We start from the raw sequence: 14,688 nt of genomic DNA, 5'->3' as shown, positions 1-14,688 counted from the left end.
GGTGCTTCTGTTTCGCTGCTTCTGTTTCACGGTTTCACGTGAAACAGAGCGGGAGCATCAGGCCTTGCTCGGCTCGACGAAGCCCTCGAGGTCGCGCAGGAGGGCGGCCTTCGGCTTGGCACCGACGATCGTCTTCACGACCTCGCCGCCCTGGTAGACGTTCAGCGTCGGGATGGACATGACGCCGTACTTGGCAGCCGTGGCCGGGTTCTGGTCGATGTTGAGCTTCACGATCTCGATCTCGCCGTGCTCGGCGGCGATGGCCTCAAGCGACGGGGCGATCTGGCGGCACGGGCCGCACCACTCGGCCCAGAAGTCCACCAGGACGGGCTTGTCGCTCTTGAGGACGTCCTCTTCGAAGGAAGCGTCGGTCACAGTCTTCAGGGCCACAGCGGCCTCCTTGATCTCGCGGGGTGTGGGTGAGGAGAGACGGGGTCAGACCGCGGGGGTCTCGGCCAGCTTCTCGCTGTCGGCGAGGGCGGCCAGGAAGCGCTCGGCGTCCAGCGCTGCGGAGCAGCCGGTGCCGGCGGCCGTGATGGCCTGACGGTAGGTGTGGTCGACGACATCGCCGGCGCCGAAGACACCCGTGAGGTTGGTGCGCGTCGACGGGGCGGCGACCTTGAGGTAGCCCTCCTCGTCGAGGTCCAGCTGGCCCTTGAAGAGCTCGGTCCGCGGGTCGTGGCCCACGGCGATGAAGAGGCCGGTGACGGCCAGCTGGCGGGTCTCGCCGGTCTTCGTGTCGCGCAGGGTCAGGCCGTTGAGCTTCTGCTCACCGTGGATTTCGGTGACCTCGCTGTCCCAGGCGAAAGAGATCTTCGGGTCGGCGAAGGCGCGCTCCTGCATGGCCTTCGAGGCACGCAGGCTGTCCCGGCGGTGGACGATCGTGACCGTCTTGGCGAAGCGCGAGAGGAAGGTGGCCTCCTCGATCGCGGTGTCGCCGCCGCCGACGACGGCGATGTCCTGGTCCTTGAAGAAGAACCCGTCGCAGGTGGCGCACCAGGAGACACCGCGGCCGGAGAGAGCGTCCTCGTTCGGGAGGCCGAGCTTGCGGTGCTGCGAGCCGGTGGTGACGATGACGGCCTTGGCGCGGTGCACGGTGCCGGCGGTGTCGGTGACGGTCTTGATCTCACCGGACAGGTCCACGGCGATGATGTCGTCGGGGACGAGCTCGGCGCCGAAGCGCTCGGCCTGGGCCCGCATGTTGTCCATCAGGTCCGGGCCCATGATGCCGTCGCGGAAGCCGGGGAAGTTCTCGACCTCGGTGGTGTTCATGAGCGCGCCACCGGCGGTGACGGCACCTTCGAAGACCAGGGGGTTCAGCGACGCTCGGGCGGTGTAGAGCGCAGCGGTGTAACCCGCGGGCCCGGAGCCGATAATGATCACGTTACGGACGTCGCTCACGGGTTTCTTCCTCGTCTCTGCAGACTGGCACTGCCTACGGGGGCGGTTGTCTCGGTCACTCTCACCCCACCCAACGGATCCTAAGGGGCGCGCATTCCCGAAACCGCCGCGCGGCACCGTCGCCGGACGGGGAGTGAGGTCAGGAGCGGGGGTATGTCTCGCTGAACAGCAGATCAGCGGCCGGGCTTCCGCTCCCGGTGGTCCGCTCCGCGCAGGAGCCGTCGAGCACATAGGCCTGGACCCGCTTGCTGTCCGCGGGATCGGTGAGGACCAGCAGATAGGCAGGCTTCCCCTGGTATTCGCCCTGCTCGTGTTCCAGTACCGCGTCGGAGCGGCCGGTGCCGGCCACGACGCAGCCGGGGACGGCGCTGTCCCTGTTCCGCTCGGGGGCCTTGGTCTCCGCCTCGGCGGACATCGATTCCGGGCCGATTCCACGGGGTGTCCCGGCGGACTCGTTCTCGGTCAGGAGCGCGCGGACCCGGTCCTCGACCGGGGAGCCGGAGAAGGGGAGCTGGGCCGCCCCGGCGACGGTGCCGGCCTTCTTGGTGTCGGCCGCCTCACCACCGGCGGTCACGTTGCCCGCCTGACTGAGATAGAGGCTCGTTCCGAGGACGACGGCTCCGAAGGCGGCGCCGAGCGTCGAGAGCAGGGCGATGCGACGACGACGGGGCTTGCCGGCCCGCCCGGGGCCGGTGGCGGCACTGGAACGACCGGCAGGGCGGTCCTTGCCACGGTCCGTGGCACGGTCCGAGGGGCGTTCCGTGACAGGCGCGGAAATCGCCGCAGGGGCCGCTTCGGCCGTGGCGGGCGATGTTTCACGTGAAACGGAGGTATCGCTCTCCGGCGTGGTGGCGTTGAGGAGGGCTTCGGCGGCGAGGGCGGCGTCGATCCGTCCGGCGATCTCCGCGGGCATGCGGGGCGGCCCGGGAAGGGTGCCGAGCAGTCCTCTGATCTCCTCCAGGGAGGTCCGTACGTCCGCGCAGAGGGGGCAGCCGTCCAGATGGCGGCGGACTGCGGCCGAGCGGGTCGGTGAGAGGAGCCCTTCGGTCAGATCGGAGATTTCCGAGACGTCCGGGTGCTGTGTGGTGTTGGCCCTGCCGGCCGTGGAAGTCACGTGCGCCCACCTCCGCCCTTCACAGCAGCTGGATCAGTCGGTCCGGAATCCGTCGGCCCCGGCACCGGTGGGACGGATGTCCCCGGCGTCCGGTTCCTTCCCCCATCGGGAGCTTCGTTACCCACGGTGTCGGCGCGCAGATGAGTGACCATCGGAAGCAGTCGTGCCCGCCCGCGCGCGCAGCGGCTCTTCACGGTGCCGGTGGGAACGCCGAGGATACGGGCCGCCTCCGCCACCGGGTATCCCTGCATGTCGACCAGGACGAGGGCGGCGCGCTGATCGGCGGGGATCGAAGCGAGCGCGGCGAGGACTTCACGGTGGACGTCCTGCCGTTCCACGGGGGCCTCCGCGGACTCGTGGGGTTCCAGGAGCTGCTCGAAGCGGTCGTCGTCGTCGACGGGTGAGGTCCTGCGCGAAGCCGTCTTGCGGAGACGGTCGAGGCAGGCGTTCACCGTGATGCGGTGGAGCCACGTCGTGACGGCCGACTGGCCACGGAAGGTGTGGGCGGCCCGGAAGGCCGACAACAGGGCGTCCTGGACGGCGTCAGCGGCCTCCTCGCGGTCCCCCAGGGTGCGCAGGGCCACCGCCCAGAGCCGGTCACGGTGGCGCCGTACGAGCTCACCGAAGGCATCGGGATCGCCGGCGACATGACGAGCCAGGAGTTCCCGGTCGTCCGTGGCGTCGTCTATCGGTTGGTCCAACGGTGAGCCCCCTCCCCTGCGGTCGTCAGCCCATGATCTTTACTTCGCTCAGCTTGCCTCGGTAGCCCCCGTCGTTGGAGGGCAGTTCCGTCAGCCACACGAGAACGTAGCGGGTGGTGACGGGCTTGGGGAGCTTCAGCGTCACCTGGCTGCCGGCGCCGGCGACCTGGGTCGTGTACGCGTCGGGCAGGGACGGCTCGGACGAGGCGTCGGAGGGCGCCGTGCGCAGCTCCACCGAGGTGTGTCCCACGAACGAAAGGTCGACTGAGCTGATCTTCTGCGCCTTGCCCAGGTCGAGCACGAGGCCCACGCCGGTCTTCAGATTGGCGAAGCCGGGACCGTGATAGTTCTCGGTGTACCAGAAGGTGCTGGGGTCGCCGTCGTAGGCACGGTCTATGGCCTGGGGCTTCTCGGAGCCGTTCCCCAGCGGGTCGAAGTCGCGGGCCGACTCGATGGCGACCGGCTGGAGAGGCGCGGCCTTCTCGTCGACCTGCGGTGGCGCGACCGGGGTCTCCTTCTGCGGGGAGTCCGGTGCGAGGAGCCGGTCCGCGATCTGCCAGCTGCCGAGGCCCAGGGCGGCGATCAGGAGGGCCGAGACGGCCCACTTCAGCGCCTTGCCGGTACGGCTCTGCAGCGGGGGCGGCGGGACGACCACCGGCTGGGTGGCCGCCGGGTGCACCTGGGGGCGCCCGTACGTGCCCTGCTGGTACGTCGTGCGCTGGTACTCGGGCGGGGCGGTGAACTCGGGCTCCGGGGGCTTCACACGGGGCATCGCTGCCACGGCCTTGGCCAGCTCGTCCGGAGTGGTGCAGGGGGGCTCCTGGCGGGAGGCGGTGGCCCCGTCGTTCGCCAGGGCGCGCATGGCGATCTCGGAGAGGCCGCGGTGAACGCCGGCGCGGACCTGATCGGGCGGGAGCAGGCCGACGCCCTTGGGGAGGCCGGAGAGGCCGTAGGCGTCGCTGTCGTACGGCCAGCGCTGGGTGAGCGCGGCGTAGAGGAGCGCGCCGATGGCCTCGGTGTCGTTGCGCTGCGGGCGTTCGGCGGTGATGCCGCGCAGGGCGGCGTTCACGGCCAGGCCGCGGATCCGGTACTGCCCGGTGGAGCTGCGCAGGACGGCGCTCGGCGTGAGCCGGAGGTGGGCGAGGCCTTCGCGGTGGGCGGCGGCCATGGCCTGGGAGACCTGGCTGACGAGCTGGTAGGCGTCGTGGGGCTCCAGCGGGCCGGTCGCGAGCAGCGCGGTGAGCTCGGTGGAGTCGGGCAGCCACTCGTGCACGACGTACACGAGGTCGTTCTCCTCGACGGCGTCGAGGACCTGCACGAAGCGGGGGTCGCCGAGGAGGGCCGAGGAACGGGCCGCGGCCAGGACCGAACGGGCCCTGGGGTGGTCGGCGGGCAGCAGGTGGACCCCGACGGCACGCCGCAGTTTCTCGTCGACGGCACGCCAACTGCTGAAGCCGTCCAGACGGGTGACGCACTCCTCCAGCCGGTAGCGCCTGGCCAGTTTGTGGCCGCTGTGCAGCTCCGGAGCCGTAATGGAGGGCTGTTCGCCGCTCTGTCGTTCGACCGCCTTCTTGTCCGTGGCCTCGGCGGTCTGTTCCGCCGTCTTCTGCTTGTCCGCCACCCCGTCGGTCGCGGCCGTGCCCGCCTTGGCGGTCAGCGGGTCGTCACCGCTGTTGTCGGCCACGTCGACGGCAGCCGTGCTACGTTCCGCCACCGTCGTTCCTGCCTCCCCATCCGTTGCGCCACATCCAACAGCCAGACCAATTGTGCCCACAGTCGGACGCTATGCACGACACGCGGTTCCCCCCGATGGTTGTGCGGGTCCGACCGGTTCAGCGTCCCAGGCGTCCGCGCACCATTCCGACCAGGGTGTTCAGCTCGGCGATCCGCATGCGCTTGGCCGCGACGAAGAAGACACCGAGAAGCACCGCTCCGCCGATGATCAGGGCGACGAGCGAGCCCAACGCGCCCTCGCCGAGGAGCTTCAGCAGGCCGAAGCCGGCGGCGCCGGCGACGATCGCGGCGGGCACGGAGGCCATGCAGAGGCGGGCGTAGGTCCGCATCACATGGGTGCCGTCCAGGTCGCCTCCCAGCAGCTTGCGGAGGCGGCGCCAGGCGATGCCGACCCCGACGGCGTAGGCGAGGCCGTACGAGGCGGCCATGCCGACGACGGCCCACTGGGCGGGCAGGACGACGTAACAGATCGCGGAGGCGGCCGCGTTGACGGCCGCGACGATGACCGTGTTGTAGAAGGGCGTCCGGGTGTCCTCGTAGGCGTAGAAGCCACGGAGGACGACGTACTGGACGGAGTAGGGGATCAGGCCGAGGCCGAAGGCCATCAGGATGAAGCCCATGCCCTGGGCGGCCTCGACGCCGCTGGAGGCGTAGAGCAGGGTGCACATGGGGACGCCGAGGGCCAGGAAGGCGAAGGACACCGGGACGATCGCGACGGCCGAGTTGCGCAGCCCCTGCGAGATGTCGTCCCGGACGGCGCCCGGGTCGTTGTCGTGGGCGGCCCGGGAGATCCGCGGCAGCAGCGCGGCCATGACGGAAACCGTGATGATGGCCTGCGGCATGCCCCAGATCAGCTGGGCGTTGGAGTAGGCGAGGAAGCCGGCACCGTTCCTGCCGGACTCCTCACCGGCCGCCGTGGCGAGCTGGGTGACGACCAGGACGCCGGCCTGGTTGGCGAGGACGAAGAGCACCGTCCACTTGGCGAGCTTGACCGTCTTGCCGAGCCCGTGGCCCTTCCAGTCGAAGCGGGGCCGGAAGCGGAAGCCGGTTTCCCGGAGGTACGGGATCATCGCCAGGGCCTGGACGACGAGTCCGAGCAGGGTGCCGATGCCGAGCAGGCGGATGCCGTCGTCGGGGATGGTCTGCACGCCCATGTGGGACTCGGCGGAGGTGCCGTAGACCCAGATGAACAGGCCGAAGGTGACGATCATGACGATGTTGTTGAGGACCGGGGTCCACATCATCGCGCCGAACTTGCCGCGGGCGTTGAGGATCTGACCCATCACCACATGCACACCCATGAAGAAGATCGTGGGCAGGCAGTAGCGGGCGAACGTCACGGCCACGCTGTTGGCCGCGGCGTCGTCGGCGATGGTGTTCGACATCAGCCGGATGAGCAGCGGCGCCGCGAAGACGGCCAGGACCACGATCGCGCCGAGCGCCACCATCACCAGGGTGAGCAGGCGGTTGGCGTAGGCCTCGCCGCCGTCCTCGTCGTTCTTCATCGAGCGGACGAGCTGCGGGACGAAGACCGAGTTGAGGCCGCCGCCGACGGTGAGGATGTAGATCATCGTCGGCAGGGTGTAGGCGATGGTGAAGGTGTCGCCGAGCAGGGCGGCGCCGAGCGCGCCGGTGATCACCAGGCTGCGGACGAAGCCGGTGAGCCGGGAGACCAGGGTGCCGGCGGCCATCACCGCGCTCGACTTCAGCAGCCCGGAGGCGCGGCCGGACTTCTTGGGGGCGGGGGCGGGCATGGGATCCGGCTCCGGGGCGGGCGGGGGCACCTGGCCGGGCGTCTGCTGGTCCCGGTAGAGGTGCGCGAAGGCGTCCGGCTCGGGCTCCTCCTCACCGGCCCGGGTCACCAGGTCGTCGACGCCGGTGAACTGGACGGTGCGCGCGTCGTCGCCGTACGGCAGGTGGCGGGACGGCCCCTCGGGCTCGGGCGCCGGGGTCTGGGCCCACACCCGGGGGTCGGGAGCGTGGTGGGGCGCGGCCGGCTGCTGGTAGAGCGGCTGCGGCTCCTGGTACGTGCCGGGCGGGGGCGGCGGATGCGCGGCGCGGTCGTAGAGCGCCTCGGTCACCGGGTCCTGCGCGGACAGGTCCTGGGCCCGGTACGGGTCGTGGGTGAAGACGTCCTGGACGTAGGGGTCCTGGGCGTAGGGGTTCTGCTGGTAGCCGTCCTGTGCGTAGCCGTCCGGCGTGTAGGGGGTGTGGCCTTGCGGGCCAGGGGAGCCCGGCGGCGGGGGCGGCACCGGCGGGTAGCCCGAGCCGGGGGGTGCCGGGGGCGGCCCACCGGACGGCGGCGTGCCGCCCGCGCCCTGGCCGCGGTCACCGTCGTACGGCGCGTTCATGGTTACCCCACCTCATCGTCCCCGGCCGACCGGCCACGACATCGCTCAACGGTCCACTTTCTCACTCGGGCCCGACGGGTTGCCGCTTTCGGGCCCGGTGTCCGGTGTCGGGTCACTCGGCTGCTCGGGTTCGTCCGCGGCGGGCTCCTCCGAAGGGGCTTCCGGCTCGCGCGGCGTGTCCGCCGTGGGCTCCGCCTCGTGATCCGCCCCGGATTCCGGCTGCGGCTCCGTCTCCTCCGGGGTGGTGTCGTCCGTCTCCGCCGCTTCGGCCTCGGCGTTCCGCGCGGCCACCCGCTTGCGCTGGCTGTACATCCGCACGCCGGCCAGGACGAGGAGGAGGACGCCACCGGCGATCACGAGCATCACCGTGGCGGTGATCTCGGAGACCTTCACGGTGAACGTCATCGGCTGACCGTAGGGGGTGCCGTCCTCGGTGTAGAGCTGGGCCGTCATCGGCACCTGGCCGTTGACATTGGCGGAGGCGGAGAACTTCACCGACTGGCTGTGGCCGCCGCTGATCTTCACGGGCAGCTCTTTGTACCGCTCGCCGTTCAGGTTGAGGCGGTTCTTGCTGCCGGAGGTGAGCCGCAGCACGAGATGTACGTCCTGCAGCAGCTTGTTCTGGACGGTCACGGGGATCGTCGCGCTGCGGCCGGAGAGGGTGAGGTCGGACTTGTCGACCAGCTGGACCCCCTCGGTGAGGGTCTGCAGATACTCCAGGACGTTGATCCGGTAGAGCGCGGCGGCTCGGGCCTGCCCCCGCCACGAGGTCGCCATCTCGCGGTTGATCGCGTTGGTGAACGGAGGCACGACGCGGTACTGGGCGGTGAGGATGACCTTGAAGTCGTCCAGCTCGTCGCGCGTGGTCTTCATGTCGCGGAAGGCCTGGACCGGAAGCTCCCGGTCGCGCAGCTTCTTGGGGTACCGGGAGCCGGCGGGCACCGCGGTGGAGGCGTCGGGGTCCGGCTTGGCGCCGGCGGCCGCCAGGAGGTCGCTCGGCTGGCTCCACCGCTTGGCGGAGAGACCGCGCAGGGCGGTCGCCATGGTCTGCGCCTGCGCGGCGGTCGGCACCCGCTGCGGGGCGACCACGATGCTGCGCTGGTCCTCCGGCTGTTCCAGGGTGATCGCGAGGGACTGGGCGAGGAACTCCTGGACCGCGAGGGTCGAGTTCTCCGTCCGGACCATGTCCCCCTCGAAGGTCGTGGACAGGAGCGCGTCGCTCACCACGGCGGTGGTGCCGTTGCTGAAGGGTCGGGCCGCGGTGGGCGTGTACGAGAGGTCGTCGCGGACGCTGTCGCTGCGGGCGATCACCTTGTCGGCGCCGGCCGAGGTCGCCACCGCCACGATGGACGGGTCGACGGCCCCGTCGACGGGCCAGGCGAAGTCGGTGGCGGGCTGGACGTGGAGGATGGTCTCGACCGTGGTTCCGGCGAGGGCGGTCGCCGACTGGAGGTGCTCCAGCGAGCCGGGGACGTCCTTGCCGCGGTGGGCGAGGGAGGCGAGGTCGGGGTCGGCGAAGGGCAGGGCGACGACCTTGTGGCCCTGGACGGCCTTCTCCAGCGCGTCCAGCCACCGCTCGGCGACGGCCTGGTGCTTGCCCGGGACGTGCAGGGTGCCGTCCTTGACGCGGTAGCCGTTCGCCATGGCATCGACGGAGGCCAGCAGATCCGGATCGACCACCCAGGTGACCGGGAGGTCCTTGCCCAGCGAGACGAGCTCGTCGAGCCGCCCGCCCGGCTTCAGCTCGGCCGCCAGGGTGTCGTCCTCGAACACCGGGGTCTGCTGGTCGTCGGTCGCCGTCTCGGCCGACACATGGGCCGAGGAGATCAGCGGCCAGAGGTAGGTGAGCTGGGTTCTCTTCTCGGTGGCCTCGGGCTGGTACGGGACGAAGGTCCGCTCGATGCCGAGCACCCGGTCGTAGCGGCGGTCCGAGGTCTGACCGGTGAGCGAGACGCCCAGCTGGTAGACGCCCGCCTCGTCGAGTCCGAGGTCGGAGACCGGCACGGAGAGGGAGAAGTCCGCACTGAGGCCGGGGCCCAGCCGGGGGATCTTGACCGTGGGGGCGTCTTCGAGGGGAGCGGGATCGCTGTCGTCCCGGTAGCCGGTGCGCCCCGTCACCTGCTCGATCTCACTGCGGCTCGTCATCTGCGGCCCGACGCGCAGGTTCACGGTCGCGTCGGTCACCGCCTTCTTGCCCCGGTTGGTCACCGTGCCGGTGACGGTGACCGTGTCCCCCTCGACGGGCGCGCTCGGCGCCAGCGTGTCGAGAGACACATCGACGGTCTTCGAGCCGGTGGCGTCTTCGGCGGCGAACGCCGGGGAGGACGTGGCCGGGGCCTGGAGGAGACCGGCGAGGAGCGGCGCGCCGAAGGCGACGGTGATCGTGCGCCGCAGCCATCGGCGGGCAGGTGAGGGACCGGTTCCCTGGATGTCTGCCGCCTCGGCCACGCGTTCGCCCGTCCTCGTCGTTGTCTCTGGTGTCAGTGGGGTAGGTGGTTCCCGGTTGCTGTGTCCAGGCATGGTAACGAGGCACGCTGGGAGCAAGTGCCGGGGACTGCTCCAGCCGATCTTCGACGGGACCCCTCCGGCGGCTCCCTGTGCACCGCCCACGGGAAAACGAGGACGTCGGCGCGGGCCGGGGCACGTACCCTTTTCTGTTGTGCCGAACGCCAACGAAGACACCCCGACTGCACTGAGCCAGGTGCAACGCCGCGCGGTCAGTGAACTGCTGCGTGTGTCCCCTGTCGCCGACGACCTCGCCCGCCGTTTCCAGGAGGCCGGCTTCAGCCTCGCGCTGGTCGGTGGCTCGGTACGGGACGCGTTGCTCGGCCGGCTCGGCAACGACCTGGACTTCACCACCGACGCCCGCCCCGAGGACGTACTGAAGATCGTCCGTCCGTGGGCCGACGCGGTGTGGGAGGTCGGCATCGCCTTCGGGACCGTCGGCTGCCAGAAAGAGGCCCGCGTCGGAGACGTCGATCAGAGCTACCAGATCGAGGTCACCACGTACCGCTCGGAGGCGTACGACCGGACCTCACGCAAGCCCGAGGTCTCCTACGGCGACTCCATCGACGAGGACCTCGTCCGGCGCGACTTCACCGTCAACGCCATGGCCGTGGCCCTGCCGGAGAAGGAGTTCATCGACCCGTACGGCGGCCTTGAGGACCTCGCCGCCCGGGTGCTGCGTACGCCGGGTACACCGGAGGCGTCCTTCTCCGACGACCCGCTGCGCATGATGCGGGCCGCGCGGTTCGCCGCTCAGCTGGACTTCGAGGTGGCCCCCGAGGTCGTCACGGCCATGAAGGAGATGTCCGGCCGGATCGAGATCGTCTCCGCCGAACGGGTCCGTGACGAACTCAACAAGCTGCTGCTCTCCTCCCACCCGAGGAAGGGCCTCGGGCTCCTCGTGGACACGGGCCTCGCCGACCATGTGCTCCCCGAGCTCCCGGCGCTGCGTCTGGAGAGCGATGAGCACCACCGCCACAAGGACGTCTACGAGCACTCCCTGACCGTGCTCGACCAGGCCATCGACCTGGAGGAGGACGGCCCCGACCTGGTGCTGCGCCTTGCGGCCCTGCTCCATGACATCGGCAAGCCGCGCACCCGCCGCTTCGAGAAGGACGGCCGGGTCTCCTTCCACCACCACGAGGTGGTGGGCGCGAAGATGACCAAGAAGCGCATGACCGCGCTCAAGTACTCCAACGAGATGATCAAGGACGTCTCGCGGCTCGTGGAGCTCCATCTCCGCTTCCACGGCTACGGGACCGGCGAATGGACCGACTCGGCCGTGCGCCGCTACGTCCGGGACGCCGGGCCGATGCTCTCGCGTCTGCACAAGCTGACCCGCTCGGACTGCACCACCCGCAACAAGCGCAAGGCGGGCGCGCTCTCCCGTGCCTACGACGGCCTGGAGGACCGCATCGCCCAGCTCCAGGAGCAGGAGGAGCTCGACGCGATCCGTCCCGACCTGGACGGCAACCAGATCCAGGAGATCCTGGGCATCGGTCCCGGTCCCGCCATCGGACAGGCGTACAAGTTCCTGCTGGAGCTCCGGCTGGAGAACGGGCCGATGGAGCACGACCAGGCCGTGGCCGCGCTCAAGGAGTGGTGGGCCGCGCAGGGCTGAGCCCGGTCCGCAGGCTGAGCCTCGTCCGCAGGCAGAGCCTCGTCCGCGCGTCGATGTTTCACGTGAAACATCGACGCGCGCGACAGCTGCGAGGGGTGGCGTTTCACGTGAAACATCACCCCTCCGCGCGTTCTCCGCGCAAGGCCAGCGCGATGACCGCGTAGAGCACGGCCACCAGCACGATCAGCAGGACGGAACGGCCGTCGGGCGGCAGCATCAGCGCCGCGACGCCGGCCGCGGCCACGAAGGCCACGTTGAACAACACGTCGTAGAGCGCGAAGACCCGGCCTCGGTAGGCGTCGTCCACGGAGGTCTGCACCACCGTGTCCGTCGCGATCTTGGATCCCTGGGTGGTGAGCCCGAGGACGAAGGCCGCGACGAAGAAGGGCGCCGGGGCGAAGGTCAGGCCGAGCAGCGGTTCGAGCACGGCGGCCGTCGCCGCGCACACCGTCATCCAGCCGAAGGGCCCGAACCGTCCCACCGCCCACGGGGAGAGCAGGGCCGCTGCGAAGAATCCCGCGCCCGAGGCGGCGACGGCGATCCCGAGGAGGCCGAGCCCTTCGGACTCCGTGGAGTCCCACTCGTAGCGGCAGAGCATGAGCACCGTGACGAGCAGGGCGCCGTAGCAGAAGCGCATGACACCCACCGCGGCGAGGGCGCGAGCGGCGGGGCGTCGCTCCGAGAGGTGTCGCAGTCCCTCGCCCAGCCCTCGGGCCGTGGAGGTCAGGGCGGAGATGAGCCGTTGGGGCACGAGGGCCGGATCGGGCCCCAGGAGCTCCCGGGACATCCGCAGGGAGGCGAGGGCGGCGCAGAGGTAGAGGACGGCGCCGAAGGCCACCACGGCCGCGTCGGACCTGTCGGCGATCAGCTGGATGCCGAACGCGAGACCGCCGCCCGCGGTCGCCGCGAGGGTACCGGCGGTGGGGGAGAGCGAATTCGCCACGACCAGCCGTTCGGCGTCGACGACCCGCGGGAGCGAGGCCGAGAGCCCCGCGAGGACGAAGCGGTTGACGGCCGTGACGGAGAGCGCGGAGGCGTAGAAGAGCCAGTCGGGGACGGAGGCGAGCACGAGTACGGCGGTCCCGCCGGCGAGGAGGGCCCGCAGGAGGTTGCCGTACAGGAAGACCTGGCGGCGCTGCCAGCGGTCGAGGAGCACACCGGCGAAGGGCCCGACGAGCGAGTACGGCAGCAGGAGGACCGCCATGGCGGAGGCGATCGCGGCCGGGGAGGTCTGTTTCTCGGGGGAGAACACGACGTACGTGGCCAGGGCCACCTGGTAGACGCCGTCGGCGCACTGGGAGAGCAGCCGGACGGCGAGCAGGCGGCGGAAGTTCGTCAGGCGCAGGAGTACGCGCAGATCACGTACGACGGACATGGCAGCAAGACTCACATACGAAGAGGGCCCCCGGGCAGTGCCGCGGGGACCCTCGATCGACAAGCGTGGGGCGCTTAGCGCTCGACCTCACCCTTGATGAACTTCTCGACGTTGGCCAGGGCCTCGTCGTCGAAGTACTGGACCGGCGGGCTCTTCATGAAGTAGCTCGACGCGGAGAGGATGGGGCCGCCGATGCCGCGGTCCTTGGCGATCTTCGCGGCGCGCAGGGCGTCGATGATGACACCCGCCGAGTTCGGGGAGTCCCACACCTCGAGCTTGTACTCCAGGTTCAGCGGAACGTCGCCGAAGGCACGGCCCTCGAGGCGCACGTACGCCCACTTGCGGTCGTCCAGCCAGGCCACGTAGTCCGAGGGACCGATGTGGACGTTCTTCTCGCCCAGCTCGCGGTCGGGGATCTGCGAGGTGACGGCCTGCGTCTTGGAGATCTTCTTGGACTCGAGGCGGTCGCGCTCGAGCATGTTCTTGAAGTCCATGTTGCCGCCGACGTTGAGCTGCATCGTGCGCTCAAGACGGACACCGCGGTCCTCGAACAGCTTCGCCATCACGCGGTGCGTGATGGTCGCGCCGACCTGCGACTTGATGTCGTCGCCGACGATCGGGACGCCCGCCTCGGTGAACTTGTCGGCCCACTCCTTGGTGCCGGCGATGAAGACCGGAAGGGCGTTGACGAAGGCGACCTTGGCGTCGATGGCGCACTGGGCGTAGAACTTCGCGGCGTCCTCGGAACCCACCGGCAGGTAGCAGATGAGAACGTCGACCTCGCGGTCCTTGAGGATCTGGACGACGTCCACCGGCTCCTCGGCGGACTCCTCGATGGTCAGGCGGTAGTACTTGCCGAGACCGTCGAGGGTGTGACCGCGCTGGACCGTGACGCCCTTGTTCGGGACGTCGCAGATCTTGATGGTGTTGTTCTCGCTGGCGCCGATGGCGTCCGAGAGGTCGAGGCCGACCTTCTTCGCGTCGACGTCGAAGGCGGCGACGAAGTCGATGTCACGGACGTGGTAGTCGCCGAACTGGACGTGCATCAGGCCGGGGACCTTGGCCGCCGGGTCGGCGTCCTTGTAGTACTCGACGCCCTGAACCAGCGAGGCGGCGCAGTTGCCCACGCCGACGATGGCTACGCGAACCGAACCCATTCCGGTTGCTCCCTGTGTGATCGTTGAAGCCCTGCAGTGCGCAGGGATTCACTTGGCGGTGTCGTCGGACGGATCCGGCCGGGTACTGCCCCCGTGCCGGGGCAGGCCGCCCGTTTCTCCAGAATCGTTGTCGTGCAGAGCGGGGGCGTCGGGGCCGGATCGCTGATCCCGCCCTGCCCGCTCGCTCTCGATGAGCTCGTTCAGCCAGCGCACTTCGCGCTCCACGGACTCCATACCGTGGCGCTGCAGCTCAAGCGTGTAGTCGTCGAGGCGCTCGCGGGTCCGGGCCAGGGAGGCGCGCATCTTCTCCAGGCGCTCCTCCAGCCGGCTGCGGCGGCCCTCGAGGACCCGCATCCGCACCTCGCGCTCGGTCTGCCCGAAGAAGGCGAAGCGTGCGGCGAAGTGCTCGTCCTCCCAGGCGTCCGGGCCGGTGTGGGACAGGAGCTCCTCGAAGTGCTCCTTACCCGCGGCCGTCAACCGGTAGACGATCTTGGCTCGGCGTCCTGCGAGTGAAGCGGCCAGGGCTTCCTCGGGAGCGCTGCCCGGTTCCTCGATCAACCAGCCGTTGGCGACCAGCGTCTTGAGGCAGGGATACAGCGTTCCGTAGCTGAAGGCCCGGAAGACGCCCAGCGAGGTGTTGAGGCGCTTCCGCAGCTCGTACCCGTGCATCGGAGCCTCGCGCAGCAGGCCGAGGACGGCGAACTCGAGAATGCCGGAGCGTCTGCTCAT

11 protein-coding genes are annotated in these 14,688 nt (G+C 70.1%); 1 reads left to right on the top strand and 10 read right to left on the bottom strand.

The features are described from left to right. Positions 1-57: 57 nt before the first annotated feature. From trxA to N5875_RS19480, 7 genes are all read right to left on the bottom strand, one after another. Positions 58-390: a thioredoxin gene (trxA, locus tag N5875_RS19510; RefSeq protein WP_318208259.1), complete on the bottom strand. Its 333-nt coding sequence runs from the start codon at positions 388-390 to the stop codon at positions 58-60. 45 nt (positions 391-435) lie between these two features. Then, positions 436-1,401 carry a thioredoxin-disulfide reductase gene (trxB, locus tag N5875_RS19505; protein WP_318208260.1) on the bottom strand — a complete coding sequence of 322 codons (966 nt, stop codon included), beginning with the start codon at positions 1,399-1,401 and terminating at the stop codon, positions 436-438. Between the two features lie 139 nt (positions 1,402-1,540). Beyond that, complete coding sequence (locus tag N5875_RS19500; protein WP_338495135.1) at positions 1,541-2,515, bottom strand: zf-HC2 domain-containing protein; 975 nt, start codon at positions 2,513-2,515, stop codon at positions 1,541-1,543. Further along, positions 2,512-3,204 carry an RNA polymerase sigma factor SigM gene (sigM, locus tag N5875_RS19495; protein ID WP_318208603.1) on the bottom strand — a complete coding sequence of 231 codons (693 nt, stop codon included), beginning with the start codon at positions 3,202-3,204 and terminating at the stop codon, positions 2,512-2,514. The genes N5875_RS19500 and sigM overlap by 4 nt, the downstream gene beginning before the upstream one ends. A 37-nt stretch (positions 3,205-3,241) precedes the next feature. Next, positions 3,242-4,930 carry a protein kinase family protein gene (locus tag N5875_RS19490; protein ID WP_318208262.1) on the bottom strand — a complete coding sequence of 563 codons (1,689 nt, stop codon included), beginning with the start codon at positions 4,928-4,930 and terminating at the stop codon, positions 3,242-3,244. A 118-nt stretch (positions 4,931-5,048) separates the two neighbouring features. Beyond that, the gene (gene murJ, locus N5875_RS19485; protein WP_318208263.1) at positions 5,049-7,301 is read right to left on the bottom strand and encodes a murein biosynthesis integral membrane protein MurJ; all 2,253 of its coding nucleotides are present in this window, start codon (positions 7,299-7,301) and stop codon (positions 5,049-5,051) included. A 45-nt stretch (positions 7,302-7,346) separates the two neighbouring features. Beyond that, a complete protein-coding gene (locus N5875_RS19480) occupies positions 7,347-9,749 on the bottom strand; it encodes a DUF6049 family protein (RefSeq protein ID WP_338495134.1) in 2,403 nt (800 codons plus the stop codon). Between the two features lie 211 nt (positions 9,750-9,960). Here N5875_RS19480 and N5875_RS19475 point away from each other — a divergent pair, with 211 nt between their 5' ends. Continuing rightward, complete coding sequence (locus N5875_RS19475; RefSeq protein ID WP_318208265.1) at positions 9,961-11,427, top strand: CCA tRNA nucleotidyltransferase; 1,467 nt, start codon at positions 9,961-9,963, stop codon at positions 11,425-11,427. Between the two features lie 115 nt (positions 11,428-11,542). On the opposite strand, the gene N5875_RS19470 is transcribed toward N5875_RS19475, so the two are convergent. From N5875_RS19470 to N5875_RS19460, 3 genes are all read right to left on the bottom strand, one after another. After that, positions 11,543-12,802, bottom strand: coding sequence for an MFS transporter (locus tag N5875_RS19470; protein ID WP_338495132.1), 1,260 nt, complete (start codon positions 12,800-12,802; stop codon positions 11,543-11,545). 74 nt (positions 12,803-12,876) lie between these two features. Continuing rightward, entirely contained in the window at positions 12,877-13,959 is a 1,083-nt protein-coding gene (locus tag N5875_RS19465; protein ID WP_030317948.1) for an inositol-3-phosphate synthase, read from the bottom strand. A gap of 48 nt (positions 13,960-14,007) precedes the next feature. After that, positions 14,008-14,688 (bottom strand): PadR family transcriptional regulator, encoded by a 681-nt coding sequence (locus N5875_RS19460; protein ID WP_189833684.1) that lies wholly within the window; start codon positions 14,686-14,688, stop codon positions 14,008-14,010.

Source organism: Streptomyces sp. SJL17-4 (genome assembly GCF_036826855.1).
Lineage (GTDB): Bacteria > Actinomycetota > Actinomycetes > Streptomycetales > Streptomycetaceae > Streptomyces.
Note: the sequence above shows the minus strand (reverse complement) of the source record. Positions and strands in the feature narration are given on the sequence as shown.

Coding starts and splice junctions, on each gene's coding strand:
- murJ (WP_318208263.1), bottom strand. CDS start 7,301: ATGAACGCGCCGTACGACGGTGACCGCGGCCAGGGCGCGGGCGGCACG.
- N5875_RS19470 (WP_338495132.1), bottom strand. CDS start 12,802: ATGTCCGTCGTACGTGATCTGCGCGTACTCCTGCGCCTGACGAACTTC.
- N5875_RS19465 (WP_030317948.1), bottom strand. CDS start 13,959: ATGGGTTCGGTTCGCGTAGCCATCGTCGGCGTGGGCAACTGCGCCGCC.
- N5875_RS19460 (WP_189833684.1), bottom strand. CDS start 14,688: ATGAGCAGACGCTCCGGCATTCTCGAGTTCGCCGTCCTCGGCCTGCTG.